The sequence below is a fragment of the Pararhizobium sp. genome, assembly GCF_965279435.1.
In the GTDB taxonomy this organism is placed as follows: Bacteria; Pseudomonadota; Alphaproteobacteria; order Rhizobiales; family Rhizobiaceae; genus Pararhizobium.
This window is the reverse complement of sequence record NZ_CBDIHY010000002.1, coordinates 679599-693296: the sequence shown is the minus strand read 5'-3', so window position 1 is coordinate 693296 and position 13698 is coordinate 679599. Positions and strand designations below refer to the sequence as shown.

Sequence of the window (13698 nt, the reverse complement as noted above, 5' to 3'; positions counted from 1 at the left end):
TTCGACGAGCTACGAGATAATGCGACGATGGACAGTCATTTCGAATACCGCCAGATGGCATAGAGGGCACGAGGATTGGTGGTCATGTAGCGCCAGAACAGACGGCGCGGCTCCTTCATCATGCGCCAAAACCACTCGAAGCCGGCTCTTTGTGCCCAGAGCGGTGCGCGCTGGGTCTTCCCCGCCAGATGATCGAATAGTCCGCCCGAGGTTTTCAGGACGCCGATATTTGTCAGACGGGATGCAAAATCACGCACGAAGATCTGCTCGCGCGGAACACCCAGGCCCAACCACAAGATATCGGGTGCAAGCGCGTTGATTTCCTCAATCTTTGCTTCCAGCGCATCACCGGCGAGATAACCGTGACAGTGGCCGATGATGCGCAGGTTGGGATAGCGCGCCCGAATAGCGGCAACCGCCTTGTCGCTTTCAGCCTCTGCGGATCCCAGCAGGTAGAACGTGACGCCCATAAATTCAGCCAGCCTTGCGACGTCGTGAAAGAGGTCGGTGGTGGCGACGCGTTCTGGAAGTTTTATCCTGCATAGCCATCGTGAGGCGAAGACGAGCGGTTGTCCGTCCGCAAAGATCTGGTCGGCGCCCTGGAAGAGGCTGGCTATCCCAACATCTGCGTGCGCGCGTGCAATAACCTCGCCATTGGCGGAGGTAAAATAATAGGGGCGGTTGTCGGGACGACGTTTCCACGCCGCTGAAATCATCAGAAAAGCCGCACTTTGCCGATCAAGCACCGCAATGGACAGCCCCCCGAGAAGAATGTGAGGGAATGTGACGGGGGTTTCTGGATGAACGATTTCGCGCTGCTTTGCCGCAAGCGGTTGCGCTTTATCTTCCCCGTCCACACGCAGCCCGCCCGTCGTGGATAGCGGTATTCCTGGCCGCCCAGCACGGTCGGCCAGGCGCCCATCTGTGATTGTATTCCCTCCGGGAAATTCCTTCCCCGGCCCCTCATTAATGCCCACCATTTAAAATACCTCCGGTTGAGATATACATATCAATTCCCGCTAATGAAGTTAAGTTCCTCGTTAATACTTAGTTAATGTATAAAATTTTAGTAAACTGCATGGATATCGTAATGGTTGCATTGCGGCCCACAATCATCCGGCGCCGAAGATGTACACCTTCGGTTGTGTGTATGAGGTTTTTACTGCTCCCTCTGGGCAAGGTTTGCCTTACTAAAGGGGTCTATTGGGCGGGGCAGACTGCTGGCAAGATACGCCTGATTACGATACGTCATGCGCCGTGTCGGAATTCTGGGCCTCCAACTTGCGTCGTCCGGCATTGTTGCGGCCAATTGCAGATACCGGTACCAGATGTTTGCGGGGATCAGCAGGCCAAAGGGCAGTTGGCTGAACGCATGCTTGCCACCGGACTCCATATCAAGAAGCGCAGCCCCTGTGCTGAAGGGAACATCGCCTGTATCTGCGATGACACGTTTGCGCTTGTCTCACTGATACCGACAGGCCTTGGCATCAGCTTTTCGCGGTAGCGGATCAGGGATTGCCTAACCGAATTTTCAAGCTGCGTGAGGGGCCGCGCGTGGGATCTGCATGGAGTTGCCATGAAGCATAGAGTATTCGACGGCATCGCGGGACGATATCATCAACATTGCGCGCCAAATGGTCGGACCGTCGAAGCCGACGGTCGCGCTTCTGCGTAGAACCGTCCCTGACTTGACGGAGGCAACCCTTCACTCAGCTTTCGATCAGGTTTCAAAAACACAATCGAGGGCGGGATCAACGCAATCCAGAAACAGTGACACCATGTCGTCCCCCGTCTCCGGTTCGCTCCCAACCATGATTGCAGTGGCGATTGCGATGAGCGAGGAGGTAGGGTTGTGCGTCGATGCTCCGGCCCTGATGTTCATCACAAGCGTCGGGCACAGGAAAAGCGCGAGCCGAACGACACGGCGCCAATCCTGTGGAAGCATGCCCCTTGTGTCCAACGCGCTTAGAAGCGGCCGCCACATACTGCCGGCTTTCACGTCCAGCAATTTACCGCGCACCGCGCTCAGATCCCAATCCGTTTCCAGGAAAAGCGTTCCAGCCTCGTAGCGGGCAAGTCCCGAATATCGTTTTTCAGCTTCGGCTGGATCATAGAGCCAAAGCGGATGTGCGAAAACATTATGGAAGGTCGTCTTTACCTCAGCCAGAAGCGAAGGCACGTTCTGCCCAGCAAAGGCCGGATCGAAATAGGACAGTTGCGCCCGCCCATCCGTCTCCGTGTACCAGACATTCGCGTTGTGCGCGTCGCCATGCGCGACGACGCCACCTGCATCGGCCAGTTGGTCAGGTCTCAAGCGGATGCTTGCAAGGTCGAAGAGTTCGCCGAAGCTGTAACGATAGCGCCGGCCATTGATGACGATCCGGGCCTTGGAAAAAGTCTCCCAGTCGAGATCGGCGCCCGGAAGAAGAAACGGCTGGCCGACGTAGAAACTTTTGTAGCGCCCGCCCGGAATGGCGCCGGATTGCGGATCGGTGAGCCTGTCGTAGAACAGCCTATGGATCGGCTCGGCCGCCACTTCCTGTGGCGTCACCGCATGCAGGCTTTCGAGATAGACGGAAAGCACCCGGGCAGAAAGAGCCTGCTCGGCATCCACCGCCTTCGATTCCGCGGCTGGATCCGGTTGGAGGTCCAGCGCCCGCAGTACATCGGAAAAGCGCGGATCGCTGCGTCGGCGGTAAATGAGGATCTGTTCTCCCGGCAGAACCGACATGTAGAGCGGTTGATCGACCGGAAGCCCGGCGCGTGCGAGGATGTCGGCGCGATAATATTCGCCGGACATCGCCTCTTCGCCATCCTCCTGATGAAACTTGAAGAAAAACGATTGCCCGTCGGCGTCGAAAAAGCCGTTCAGTGAATTCAGACTGTACTGGTCGTGGTTGATGCGGACCTGCTCTGCCTTCAGTGAAAACAGATCCTGTAGCAAGCTGGCCAGAAGTGCTGTCGCTGCCGGCTCGTCGGTTCGCGCCATCCGGCGAATGTCCGCTGTCCTGCTGTTGCTTTCGCTCATCTTCATCTTCCAGCCTCTGAGATTATTTCAACGATGACGGCGCATAGCGGCTGCCAAGGGAATAGCGGTTGCCGGCATAGGTGAGCCGGTTGACCGTAGCGACCTTCGTACCGGACCACGTCCGGCGGTGAAGAAGGAGGCAGGGAGCCCCTTCGACCAGTTTCAGCAACCCTGCGGTTGCGGTATCCGCTCCGATGGCGGAAATGACATGCTCCACTTCGGTCATCGGCGTCGAGCGCTGTAGATAGTCGTAGGTGGTCATGACAGTGAAATCCTGGTGCGCGTAGTCCGGAACCAGTTCGGAGTTGACGAAGCGCTCTTCGACCTGGACAGGGATGCCGCTGTCGAAATGGACGACGATCGAATGGGCAACGCGGATCTGCCTGCCGGCCTCAAAGGCTGCCAGGAGTTCGATTTCCGGCCTTATGGCTTCGAGGAGAATAACCTCGGCACGATGCTCTCCGCCGCGCCCGCTGATCTCGTTGGCAATATTGGCGACCTCGATCAGAGTCGATTGCGGCTTGGGTGGCGCGACGAATGTTCCCACCCCCTGGATACGCAGAAGGTAACCTTCGGATGTCAATTCGCGCAGCGCCCTGTGAATGGTCATGCGCGAAACACCGAGTGCCGCCACCAGATCGTGCTCGGACGGTAGCTTGCGGTTCTTGTCCCATTCGCCGCTGCCGATATGCGCAAGGACATAGTCCTTGACCTTCTCGTAGAGAGGGCTCGCATTGTCTGTCAGGGGCGGCATCGCGGCCGGTTTTCCGTCGAAGGGTTGAGTCACGGGCTGTACTCGTGTCGGGCAAATCGAACGATCGTTTTGAGACCCGCCGCATTGCCGGCAATAAGCCGTTCATAGGCCTGCGGCACGGCATCGATTGCTATTTCCTGATCGATCAGTTTGGCAAGAGCGCCCGATAGTCCAGGAAGCATGGCAACAGCGTCTGGCAGCTCGCCGGCAAAGGCATGGCAGCCGACGAGCGCGATTTCGCGCTCGACGAGTAAGTTCGGGTCGAGATCGATGCGACCGTGTGTAATGCCGACCAGCGTCAGTGAACCGCCGCCGCCAAGAAGCGCGATGGCCCGCATCAGGACATCGATATGGCCCGTCGCATCGAGAGCGTAACGCAGCACACGGCCGGAAAGCACCTCGCCAAAGGATTTCTTGTCGAGGGTGACGCTCGAAGCGCCGGTCACTCTTGCGACCAGTTCAGAGCGATCCGTGTTGCGGTCGCAGACAAGGACAGGGCCGTCATGCAAGCGCGACAGGAGAAGAGCCGCAAGTCCGCCAATCGGGCCGCAGCCTATTACCAGAACAGGTTCACCGGCCGGGATCGCCTGCCGGCGCACCGCATGCAGGGCAACAGCCAGCGGCTCAGCCATGGCAGCAATGGCCGGATCAAGCGCTGGATCGTACCTGACGAGCAGCCGCTGCGGTAATGCCGCCTGCTCTGCAAAGCCACCGTCGCAGATTTCTCCGACGAAGCCGAGATGGTCGCAGATGTTGTGCCGGCCACTTTGGCAGGCAGGGCATTCGCCACACCAGAACCGGGAGTCGGCGACGACTGTATCGCCGGCCTTAAACGCGCGAACGCCAGCTCCGACCTCGGTGACAACGCCGGCGAACTCATGCCCAGCAACCGAAGGCGACCGCGTGATCCATTGTCCGGTGCGAAAATTGTGAAGATCGGAGCCGCAGATACCGGCTGCGGTCACAGCGACGCGGACCCAGCCCGGCGAAAGCGGGCCGGGGATGTCGATGTCCTCGACCCGGATATCGCCCGCAGAATAGAGCCTTGCCGCCTTCATCTTCACAGGTAGTCCTTGCGAACGTCGGAGACCGCGTGCTCGTGCGAGGAGAAGCCCTCGTAGCGGGCCAGGGTGCGGGCGTGCCTCGCAAATTCCGGATAGGCTGATGCGGTGACATAGCCGATCGAGGAGCGCTTGACGAAATCGGTCACCGACAATGGCCCATAGGTACGCGCCCAGCGGCTTGTCGGCAGAACAGCATTGGGCCCAAGACCGAAATTGCCGATGGAGACCGGCGTATGCGGTCCCATCAGGATCTCCGCAGCTTCGGTGATATGGCCGAGATGGGCGAAGGGATCGGTCGACAAGATTTCGAGATGTTCTGGCGCGTAGTCGTTTATGAAGCGATAGCTTTCTTCAAGCGAGGCGGTCAGCACGATGCCGCCGCAACGGCCGGTGAGCACCGCCTTGGAAAAGGCAACCCGCTGTTCGGTCATGCGGGCCCAATGATCGGGCAGGGCGGCGAGAGCCTCTTCGGCAACCAGGCGGCTATGAGTGACGATATAGGCTGATGAATCCGGACCGTGCTCGGCTTCGACCAGAAGGTCGAGTGCCGCAAGGCCGCCCTTCACCGTATCATCGGCAAAGATGACGGCCTCAGACGGGCCGGCAGGAAGGCCGGGATCGATGACGCCGGACAGAAGCCGCTTGGCCGCGACCACGAATGGGCTTCCCGGACCGACGATCTTCAGCGCAGGCTTGATGGTCTGCGTTCCATAGGCAACGGCCGCCACGGCCTGCGCCCCGCCAACCTTGTAGACGTTGGAGACACCAGCGAGACGCGCTGCGACCAGTGTCGCGGCATCCACGGACCCATCCGGCGCCGGCGGTGTGACGATGGCAATCTCCGGCACGCCGGCAACGACGGCGGGAACAGCCGTCATCATTGTCACCGAGGGGAATGCGCCCTTGCCGCGGGGAACATAGAGCGCAACCGAGCGGATCGGGGTGAAGCGGTCGCCGGCATAGGCGCCGGGGCGCATTTCCTTCAGCCACATCGGTTCCGGTTTCTGCACTTCGTGAAAGCGCCGGATGTTGTCGATGCCAAACCGGATGGCCGCAATGACATCCTCCTCCACCAGATCGAAGGCTGCATCGAATTCGGCTTCCGTCGCCTTGAGCCGGCTCTCATCCAGATCCGCCTTGTCCAGGTCGCGCGCATAGCGCACCAAAGCGGCGTCGCCTTCGACGCGAACCGCCTCGATTATTGGCTTCACCGTTTCCATGAAACCGGAGAGGTCAGTCTCCGACCGGCGCAAAAGTGCTGCGCGGCTCGGCGCGTCCAATGTGGAGAGATCGTGAAAGGAGACGTCTGACATGGCTGTTTTCCCGTTTCGCCGGTGCACCGCGCCGGCTTCTGCGTCATTTGGATTTGAGGAAGATTTCAAGACCGACAAGGCGATCCAGCAGAACGATCGCCAGCGCCGCGCAGGCGATGAAGACCACCGAGATCGCGGCAAGATCGGGCGTGATGATTGAACGGATGGAATTGTAGATCTGGACCGGTAGCGTCACGATGCGCGCATCCGTCAAAAGCAAGCTCACCAGGAATTCATTCAGTGCCAGAATGAACATCAGCAGCGACCCGCTGATGACCCCGGGCATAACGGCGGGCAAGGTCACGTGCACGAAGGTGGAGAGCGGTGGCGCGCCGCAACTGGCGGCGGCGAGCTCTAGGTCCGGATCAAGGCTGGAGGCGCTTGCCGTCACGGCCCAGATCATGAACGGTAGGTTGATGACGCAGCATGCAAGTCCGACGGGCCAGAGCTGGCCCAGAAGCCGCGCCTCGCCGAATATCAGCATCAGTCCAATGCCGGAACCGATGAGCGGGATGGTGAACGGCAGCAGAAGATAGATCTGGATCGATTTTTCAAAGCGGATTGCGTATTTTGCAAGCGCGATACCGGCCAGTGTCCCCACCGGGATCGCGACGATTGTGCAGATTGCCGACACATAAAGCGAACGCAGGAAAGCATCCCACAGATCGCGCGAGGTGGCGATCTTCTCGTACCATTTGAGGGAGAAGCCCTCGGGTGGAAAGGTGATGATATTTCCGGACGTGAAGGAGGCGCCGAGGATCACGATCGTTGGCGCCGACAGGAGAACAAGCACCGCAATGACGAAAATCCAAAGAACGATGGTTTTGCTCAAGGGCGCGGTCATCGGCGGGCCCTCCCCATGGCCAGGGTGCCGGCACCGAACAGGGTGAAGACCAGACCGACCAGCAAAGAGCCGGCGACGACGAGCAGCAGTGCCAGCGTCGAGCCCAGTCCCTGATCCGAGGTGCGGAAGAACTGGTCGTAAATAGCGTTGGCGATGAAATCCTGGCTGCCTCCGCCGAGGATCGCGGGCATGGCGAAATCGGTGAGAGACAATGTCAGCACCACAAGCCCGGCTCCGACCAGTCCCGGCCTTGCCAGTGGCAGCACCACGTGACGGAAGGTGCGTACCCAGCCGGCACCAAGGGAGCCCGCCGCAGCTTCCAGCTCTTCCGGAATGGCCGTCAGTGCCGGCGCCAGCATCAGCACGGCGAAGGGCAGCATGTACTGGACAAGGCCGAAGAGCACGGCCCAGTAGTTGTAAAGAAGGCGGATCGGCGCGATGCCGACAAGACCGAGTGCCTCATTGACCATGCCCTGATTGCCCAGAATGATCAGCCAGCCATAGGCCCGCACGACTTGGCCGATGAAGAAGGGCAGAAACAGCGCGATCAGCAACAGCTTGCGGATGGTCGGGGAGGATGTGCGCACCATCACATAGGCATAGGGAAAGGCGAGGATGAGGGTAGCGACCGTGACGATCAGCGATCCCGCCAGGCTGCGCCAAGCAACGACCGCAAACAGGCTTTCGGTAAAGGCGCGCTGGTAATTTGCAAGCGTGTAGGTTTCCGACATCAGGAAGGTTGTCGTATCCAGAGTTCGGAGGCTGGCATCTCCGATCTGCCAGAGACCGAGCACCAGAAGACCGATGAGCAGCAGCGCGGGTGTAAGCATCAGCCACGGTATCGCGCGGCCAAAACGCGCCGGCCAGACAAAGGCCGCGAAGGCTTCCAGTGCATCCATGATGCGCCAGGTCAAGGGATAGGCAGATTTCGCCGCTCGCATGTCAGTCCTTGTTCGGTAGCAGTGCCCGCGCGCCGGAGCGCCCCTCGTCCGGCTTGCCGGCCACCCTCTCCTCGTCGACGGGGGGGAAAGACCGGGAGGCAAACTCGGTCATTCCCTCTCGCCGCTGACGGAGAGAGGGAACTGTGGGGAGTATTCGAGGGGTCAACCCTGCATGATAGCCTTGAACCTCGAGAACCACTCGCTCTCGTTTTCCACCTGCACCTTGGAAGAGATGCGGATCAGGTGCTTGAAGGCTTCTTCTGTGGTGGGATAGGAGGGATCATCGACGAGATCGGCTGGCGGCTTGACGCCCGGCACCACGCCCGGCAGACCGAGGCCGTCAAGCCAGATCTGCTGGGCTTCGACCGTCAGCGAATGGTTGATATATTCCTTCGCCCAGTAAAGCTCGTTGGCCGGCAGCCCTTTCGGAATCCAGAGACCATCCGTGTCGAACTTGGCGCCTTCCTCCGGCACGACCCACTTGATGTCGATGCCGTTTTTCTTGGCTTCGCGCGCATTGGTGGAAATCGTGCAGGCAGCGTCGATCTCGCCCTTCTGGAACCAGGTGGTAAAATCCGGATCTTCGCCGAGCAACGGCTGCTGTTCCTTCATCTTGGCGACGAAATCCCAGGCCGGTTGCATGTTGGCCGGAATGTCCTCCAGCTTGCCGCCGCCGGCGACCTGCGCAGGGAAATGGAAGCCGATGCCGTCGTTGTAGAGCGCGATGCGGCCTTTATACTTGGGATCGAGCAGGTCCTTCCAGGACTTCGGCGCACCGTTCGGAAAGGCGTCCGGACGATAGGCAAGCACGTAGACATAACCGTAGGTGTTGACGATGGGATAGCCGTCGAGACCCACGGGCTTTGCAAGGTCGGTCGTGTTCTTCAGGTTGGAAAGATCCGACAAATCTTCGGTGACGCCGCGCAGCGCCGATTTCGTGGCGTTGGTAGTCGTGTCCCAGTTGATGTGGATCGGCGGCACGCGGCCCTGGGCTACGGCTGCCCAGACCTTTGGCTGAATTTCGTTATCCTCGGTCAGATCGTGGCGGACGGCGATACCTGTCTTGGCGGTAAAGCTATCGGACACGCCGGCCTTCAGCGCGTCGACCCAGCTCCCGCCCCAGGCGCGAACGATCAGTTCCTTCGGCTTTTCTGGTTCCTGCGCAAAAGCGCTCGACAGGCCCAGTGACGACAAGCCCGCAGCGCCACCGATCGTCGCGGCCCCTTGCAGGAACCGGCGGCGGCGGAGCATCAAGGATGTCAGCTTATCTTCGGTCATAGTCATTCTCCTCTGGTTGGCCGGTTTGTCCGGCTTACGGTTTGAATTCCAGGACATCGCCGGCTGTCCACCCAAGATAAACGGCAGAACCCGCTTCCAACTGGGTATGTGCAGACGGATCATGATCGAAAACCCGCAGCAGCGCATCACCGAGCGATGTGACCTTGACCTCGTAGACGACCCTCTCGCCCTCAAAGATAGCATCCGCCACGACCCCCTCGACAATCGTGTCAGCACCAGCCAACCCGTCGCGGGTCGCAGCGATTCCGATTTTCTCCGCTCGGATTGCCCGGCGCTCGCCGTCCGGCGCATCAAGGAAATTCGTGACGCCGATGAAGTTGGCAACAAAGGCGTTCGAGGGGCTTCGATAGGTCTCGGCCGGCCGCGCCTTCTGCTGGATTTCCCCGCGGTCCATGACGATGATCTCATCGGATACCACGAGGGCTTCCCGCTGGTCGTGAGTCACGTTGATCGTCGTCACACCAAGCTCGCGCTGGATGCGGCGGAACTCGAGCTGCATTTCCTCACGCAGTTTCCGGTCAAGGGCTGCAAGCGGTTCGTCGAGCAAAAGCAGGTCCGGCTCAAACACCAGCGCGCGGGCAATCGCCACGCGCTGCTGCTGGCCGCCCGACAGTTCGTGCACCCGGCGTGCGCCGTAACCACCAAGACGCACCATGTCCAGATAGTGCTCGACGCGAGCTTGGATGTCACGCGCATCACTACGCCGCATTTTCAATGGAAACGCGACATTCTCAGCGGCCGTCATATGCGGAAACAGAGCCAGATTCTGGAACACCATGCCGATCGACCGCCGATGCGGCGGCACGGCGCTGACGGCCGCGCCGTTAATGAAAATTTCGCCGCTTGTCGGCCGCTGGAAGCCTGCGATCAGTCGCAGCAGCGTGGTCTTTCCGGATCCGGAGGGCCCGAGTATCGTCAGGAATTTTCCCGTTTCCAGATCGAAGGACGCCGAGCATACGGCATGGACCCCGTCATAGACCATGTTTACCGCCTTGACGGATACCGCAACGGCAGCCTGCTCCGATTTGGCCTTAATCGACGATCCGTTGAGTGCAACCGGCATCATGCTTTCCCTGCGCGGCGACCCTGCCGCATGTAAAATATTAGATGGAGGCAAGGTAGCCGCCGTCGATCGGTATGCAGTGCCCCGTGACATAGCGCGACGCATCACTCGCAAGAAAGACTACGGCGCCCGCCACGTCCTCCATCTCGCCGAAGCGGCGCTGCGGGATCTTTTCCAGCATCGCTTCCCGCCATGCCCCGTCCTGATAGAAAACATCGGTCATCGCGGTGCGAAAATAGCCGGGCGCAATGGCGTTGACCCGTATCCCCTGCTGCGCCCATTCGGCGGCCAGCGCATGGGTCATGCCCATCAGGCCGGCCTTGGAGGAGCCGTAAGGGACTGCCGTGGGGACACCAACATAGGAGGTCAGGGAGCAGAGATTGATAATCGCGCCGCCCGTACCGAGCGCGACCATGTTGCGCGCTGCGGCCTGCGCGCAGAAGAACGCCCCCTTTAGATTGGTCGACACAATCCGCTCCCACAACGCCTCATCGACGTCGAGAGCCGGCCGGATTTCTTCATAACCCGCATTGTTGATGAGGATATCCAGCCCATCCAAGGCGTGCGCCGCAGCGTCCATGACAGAAGAGCAAGAACTGACATCGCGGACGTCATGTGCGTAGGCGAAAGAGCGCCTGCCCGTGCTGCCGATGCGCTTTCTGGTCTCTTCAAGACCCTTGACGTCGCGCGCAGTGATTGCGACATCCGCGCCGGCGGCCGCGAGCGCTTGGGCTATTGCCTGCCCGAGACCGCGGCTTGCACCTGTCACAAGTGCTTTTCGCCCAGTCAGATCGAAAAGTGCCGGTACATTCATCGGGCTCGCCATCCGTCTTACGGCTCTGCTATTTCACCATAGCACCACCTTTTCCAGGGGTTGTCTATACATATATGTACAAATAATGAGCTCATGGATTGCGTGAGCAAAAATCAGTCAATTTTGAAATGATGGGATTGCCGCACTGGCGAGACAACGTGGGCCGACGCTGCGATATCGCGGTCGAGCGTCTTCTACCGCTCGATCGGCTGGCACACTTCGTCGAGAGGCTTACCCCAGAAAAGGTGGATGTCGGCCTCCGTGGCAGCCATCCGTTCGGCCGCTTCCGAAGCGCCTCCGAAATGCAGTCTCCGCCAGGTTTTTCGTGTTGAGATGCGCCCTTATGCCCAAGATGGCCATCCATTTGTCTTCGGGGCTTGGCATGTCTTGGCTTCCGAACGAGGGTACGAATGCCGAGGGTGGAGGTGTTGATTTAGTATCGCACAGGTGGTGTCTTGCATATGGAGGATTTAAAATCTTCACATAACGGATTCATCTAAACTGCACGCTAGTTGAATGCCCCCAAAGATATCAGGATGAGTGAGGTTGGTTGGACTAAGTCGATGACGGGCCGTCGATCCTGGGAATTCACCCGGGACGAGCTTTTCAGGGTCTCCTCGCCCCTTAAGAACATTTTAGAACTCTACATCAAACGGAATAGGGCGATTGTGCTAGTAGCCACGGCATGTCCAGTTTGATTGTGTACCTTTACATATTGCTCCGGCGGCACGCGTAGCAAGCAGTGCAGCTTTGGAGGTAAATGACGCGATGTTCGTCTAGGAGAAGGAGCACGTGGGCATGACCGCTGTACAGTCCTTGCATTTACGGTTTGCTGATCGTGTTGTCGGACTATTCAGGCCCAGCGGCGGCGATGCTGAGCGCGGTCAAGCGGTTGTGCGCCTTGTGCTGGTTCCACTCTTTTGCCTGTACACTGTCCCAATACTTCTTGTCGGCAACGTTCCGCCAATACTGACGATAATCTTAGTCGCGTACTTCATCTCATATGTCCCGATATCGGCTCTCCTCTACGCTGCTATCGTGCGTTGGCCAGGCAACTTTCCCGCTCGCCGGTTCTTTGGAATGGCGAATGACTATCTGTGCATGTTGCTGGCAATGTCAGTTGGAGGGGCGACGACATTGCCCGTCTACGCAACACTGCTATGGGTTACAGTCGGAAACGGTCTTCGTTTCGGACCACGCTATCTTATCGGCGCAACGTGTGTTGCGCTGGCGGTCATTGTGATGACAACATATCTCAACACCTATTGGCGGCAGAATCCGTACCTCGTTCTTACCTTCATGTTGACCGCGATTATCGTGCCTGCCTATGTGCTGTCACTTCTGACGCGCATCAACAAAGCCTATAGCGCCGCGATGGAGGCAAACCTTGCCAAATCAAGGTTTCTTGCGCAGGCTAGCCATGATCTGCGCCAGCCCATTCACGCGATCAGTCTGTTTACAGCGTGCTTGTATGATGCGGGCTTAGGTTCTGAAGAAAGGCAGATGGTCGAGAACATCGATCGATCGCTGCAGAGTGTGTCGCGACTGTTTCGATCCCTATTGGATATTTCGACGCTGGATAGCGGAAGACTTTTGGTTCGGAATGAAAGCGTTGCAATCGCCGATCTCCTCGAAGACTTATCCCGTCAGAATTCCGAGGCGGCGCAGTGGGCCAACACGGTTTTGCGTACAGTGCCGTGCAATTTGACGGTACGGTTTGATCGAGGCCTAGTGACGACGATGCTACAGAACATCGTCACGAATGCGCTCAAATACGCGCCGGACGCGCCGATCCTTATCGGTTGCCGTCGGCGCCAGGGTAAACTTTCAATCGAAGTCTATGATCGTGGCCCGGGTATTTCGATCGAGCATTTACCGCATGTATTTGATGAGTTCTACCAGATACGCGAACGCGGCGACAAAGACACAGATGGCGTTGGCCTCGGATTGTCGATCGTGCGGCGCCTTGGCATTCTATTGAATCTGCAGGTTACGATCCGATCGACCCGAGGAAAGGGAACCGTTGTCATCATAGATGGCATCGAAATTCTATCGAAGCCATCTGTGTCGGAGAGTGCAACGCGCCGACCGGTCCATTCCCCATTCTTGCTCGATGGTTTGCGCGTGCTTCTTGTCGAGGACGATCAGGATGTCCTGTCCGCAACATCGACGCTTTTAACAAAATGGGGGTGTATCGTCCAAATTTCCGCAGTTGAGCCGGGGGTTCGAACAGAATGTGACATCCTGATTGCGGACTATGACCTCGGCGATGCTCGAACAGGGGCGGATTGTATTGCTCAGGTGAGGCTTCTGAACGGTGCGAAAGTCCCGGCGATTATCATGACCGGCCACGACGAGGGTCGCGTTCGCGATGATCTTGAGGACCCGGGCGTTCCCATTCTTTTAAAGCCCGTGAGGCCCGCAGAGTTGCGCTCTGTGCTAACGGCAATGGCTTTACAACTGCGAGACGAATAGACCCCTTGACCTCACCACATGCCCCTGCAGTTGGAGGCGGTGCAGGATTGACAACCGGGGGATTATTCTTCCTCCGGTAATAGCGTCCCCGCTTTTCCTCTCC

Annotated in this window: 11 protein-coding genes and 1 pseudogene; 1 reads left to right on the top strand and 11 read right to left on the bottom strand. The window is 58.8% G+C overall.

From position 1 onward, the window contains the following. Positions 1-35: 35 nt before the first annotated feature. The 11 genes and pseudogenes from ACQY8Q_RS04725 to ACQY8Q_RS04675 all read right to left on the bottom strand — a co-directional run. Positions 36-980, bottom strand: a complete 945-nt coding sequence (locus ACQY8Q_RS04725) for a WecB/TagA/CpsF family glycosyltransferase (RefSeq protein WP_428425150.1) — start codon at positions 978-980, stop codon at positions 36-38. 740 nt (positions 981-1720) lie between these two features. Continuing rightward, positions 1721-3028 carry a hypothetical protein gene (locus ACQY8Q_RS04720; RefSeq protein ID WP_428425148.1) on the bottom strand — a complete coding sequence of 436 codons (1308 nt, stop codon included), beginning with the start codon at positions 3026-3028 and terminating at the stop codon, positions 1721-1723. A gap of 22 nt (positions 3029-3050) precedes the next feature. After that, entirely contained in the window at positions 3051-3782 is a 732-nt protein-coding gene (gene hutC, locus ACQY8Q_RS04715; RefSeq protein ID WP_428425146.1) for a histidine utilization repressor, read from the bottom strand. Positions 3783-3811: 29 nt separating this feature from the next. Continuing rightward, complete coding sequence (locus ACQY8Q_RS04710; protein WP_428425562.1) at positions 3812-4840, bottom strand: zinc-dependent alcohol dehydrogenase; 1029 nt, start codon at positions 4838-4840, stop codon at positions 3812-3814. Between the two features lie 2 nt (positions 4841-4842). Further along, complete coding sequence (gene hisD / locus ACQY8Q_RS04705; protein WP_428425144.1) at positions 4843-6159, bottom strand: histidinol dehydrogenase; 1317 nt, start codon at positions 6157-6159, stop codon at positions 4843-4845. Between the two features lie 43 nt (positions 6160-6202). Next, a complete protein-coding gene (locus tag ACQY8Q_RS04700; protein WP_428425142.1) occupies positions 6203-7003 on the bottom strand; it encodes an ABC transporter permease in 801 nt (266 codons plus the stop codon). After that, complete coding sequence (locus ACQY8Q_RS04695; RefSeq protein WP_428425140.1) at positions 7000-7944, bottom strand: ABC transporter permease; 945 nt, start codon at positions 7942-7944, stop codon at positions 7000-7002. Before ACQY8Q_RS04695 ends, ACQY8Q_RS04700 begins: the two co-directional genes overlap by 4 nt. Positions 7945-8106: 162 nt before the next feature. After that, complete coding sequence (locus ACQY8Q_RS04690; protein ID WP_428425138.1) at positions 8107-9222, bottom strand: ABC transporter substrate-binding protein; 1116 nt, start codon at positions 9220-9222, stop codon at positions 8107-8109. Positions 9223-9256: 34 nt separating this feature from the next. Continuing rightward, positions 9257-10306, bottom strand: a complete 1050-nt coding sequence (locus tag ACQY8Q_RS04685; protein WP_428425136.1) for an ABC transporter ATP-binding protein — start codon at positions 10304-10306, stop codon at positions 9257-9259. Between the two features lie 40 nt (positions 10307-10346). After that, entirely contained in the window at positions 10347-11120 is a 774-nt protein-coding gene (locus tag ACQY8Q_RS04680) for an SDR family NAD(P)-dependent oxidoreductase (protein WP_428425134.1), read from the bottom strand. Positions 11121-11317: 197 nt separating this feature from the next. Continuing rightward, positions 11318-11431 (bottom strand): annotated as a pseudogene (locus ACQY8Q_RS04675) (LLM class flavin-dependent oxidoreductase); the annotation flags it as partial. Between the two features lie 487 nt (positions 11432-11918). Here ACQY8Q_RS04675 and ACQY8Q_RS04670 point away from each other — a divergent pair. Continuing rightward, a complete protein-coding gene (locus tag ACQY8Q_RS04670) occupies positions 11919-13595 on the top strand; it encodes a hybrid sensor histidine kinase/response regulator (protein ID WP_428425132.1) in 1677 nt (558 codons plus the stop codon). Positions 13596-13698 lie beyond the last annotated feature (103 nt).

Bases quoted from the DNA above. Each gene is read 5' to 3' on its own strand.
- ACQY8Q_RS04710 (WP_428425562.1), bottom strand. From the start codon at position 4,840: ATGAAGGCGGCAAGGCTCTATTCTGCGGGCGATATCCGGGTCGAGGAC.
- ACQY8Q_RS04720 (WP_428425148.1), bottom strand. From the start codon at position 3,028: ATGAGCGAAAGCAACAGCAGGACAGCGGACATTCGCCGGATGGCGCGA.
- ACQY8Q_RS04685 (WP_428425136.1), bottom strand. From the start codon at position 10,306: ATGCCGGTTGCACTCAACGGATCGTCGATTAAGGCCAAATCGGAGCAG.
- ACQY8Q_RS04695 (WP_428425140.1), bottom strand. From the start codon at position 7,944: ATGCGAGCGGCGAAATCTGCCTATCCCTTGACCTGGCGCATCATGGAT.
- hisD (WP_428425144.1), bottom strand. From the start codon at position 6,159: ATGTCAGACGTCTCCTTTCACGATCTCTCCACATTGGACGCGCCGAGC.
- ACQY8Q_RS04680 (WP_428425134.1), bottom strand. From the start codon at position 11,120: ATGAATGTACCGGCACTTTTCGATCTGACTGGGCGAAAAGCACTTGTG.
- ACQY8Q_RS04725 (WP_428425150.1), bottom strand. From the start codon at position 980: ATGGTGGGCATTAATGAGGGGCCGGGGAAGGAATTTCCCGGAGGGAAT.
- hutC (WP_428425146.1), bottom strand. From the start codon at position 3,782: ATGCCGCCCCTGACAGACAATGCGAGCCCTCTCTACGAGAAGGTCAAG.
- ACQY8Q_RS04700 (WP_428425142.1), bottom strand. From the start codon at position 7,003: ATGACCGCGCCCTTGAGCAAAACCATCGTTCTTTGGATTTTCGTCATT.
- ACQY8Q_RS04690 (WP_428425138.1), bottom strand. From the start codon at position 9,222: ATGACCGAAGATAAGCTGACATCCTTGATGCTCCGCCGCCGCCGGTTC.
- ACQY8Q_RS04670 (WP_428425132.1), top strand. From the start codon at position 11,919: ATGACCGCTGTACAGTCCTTGCATTTACGGTTTGCTGATCGTGTTGTC.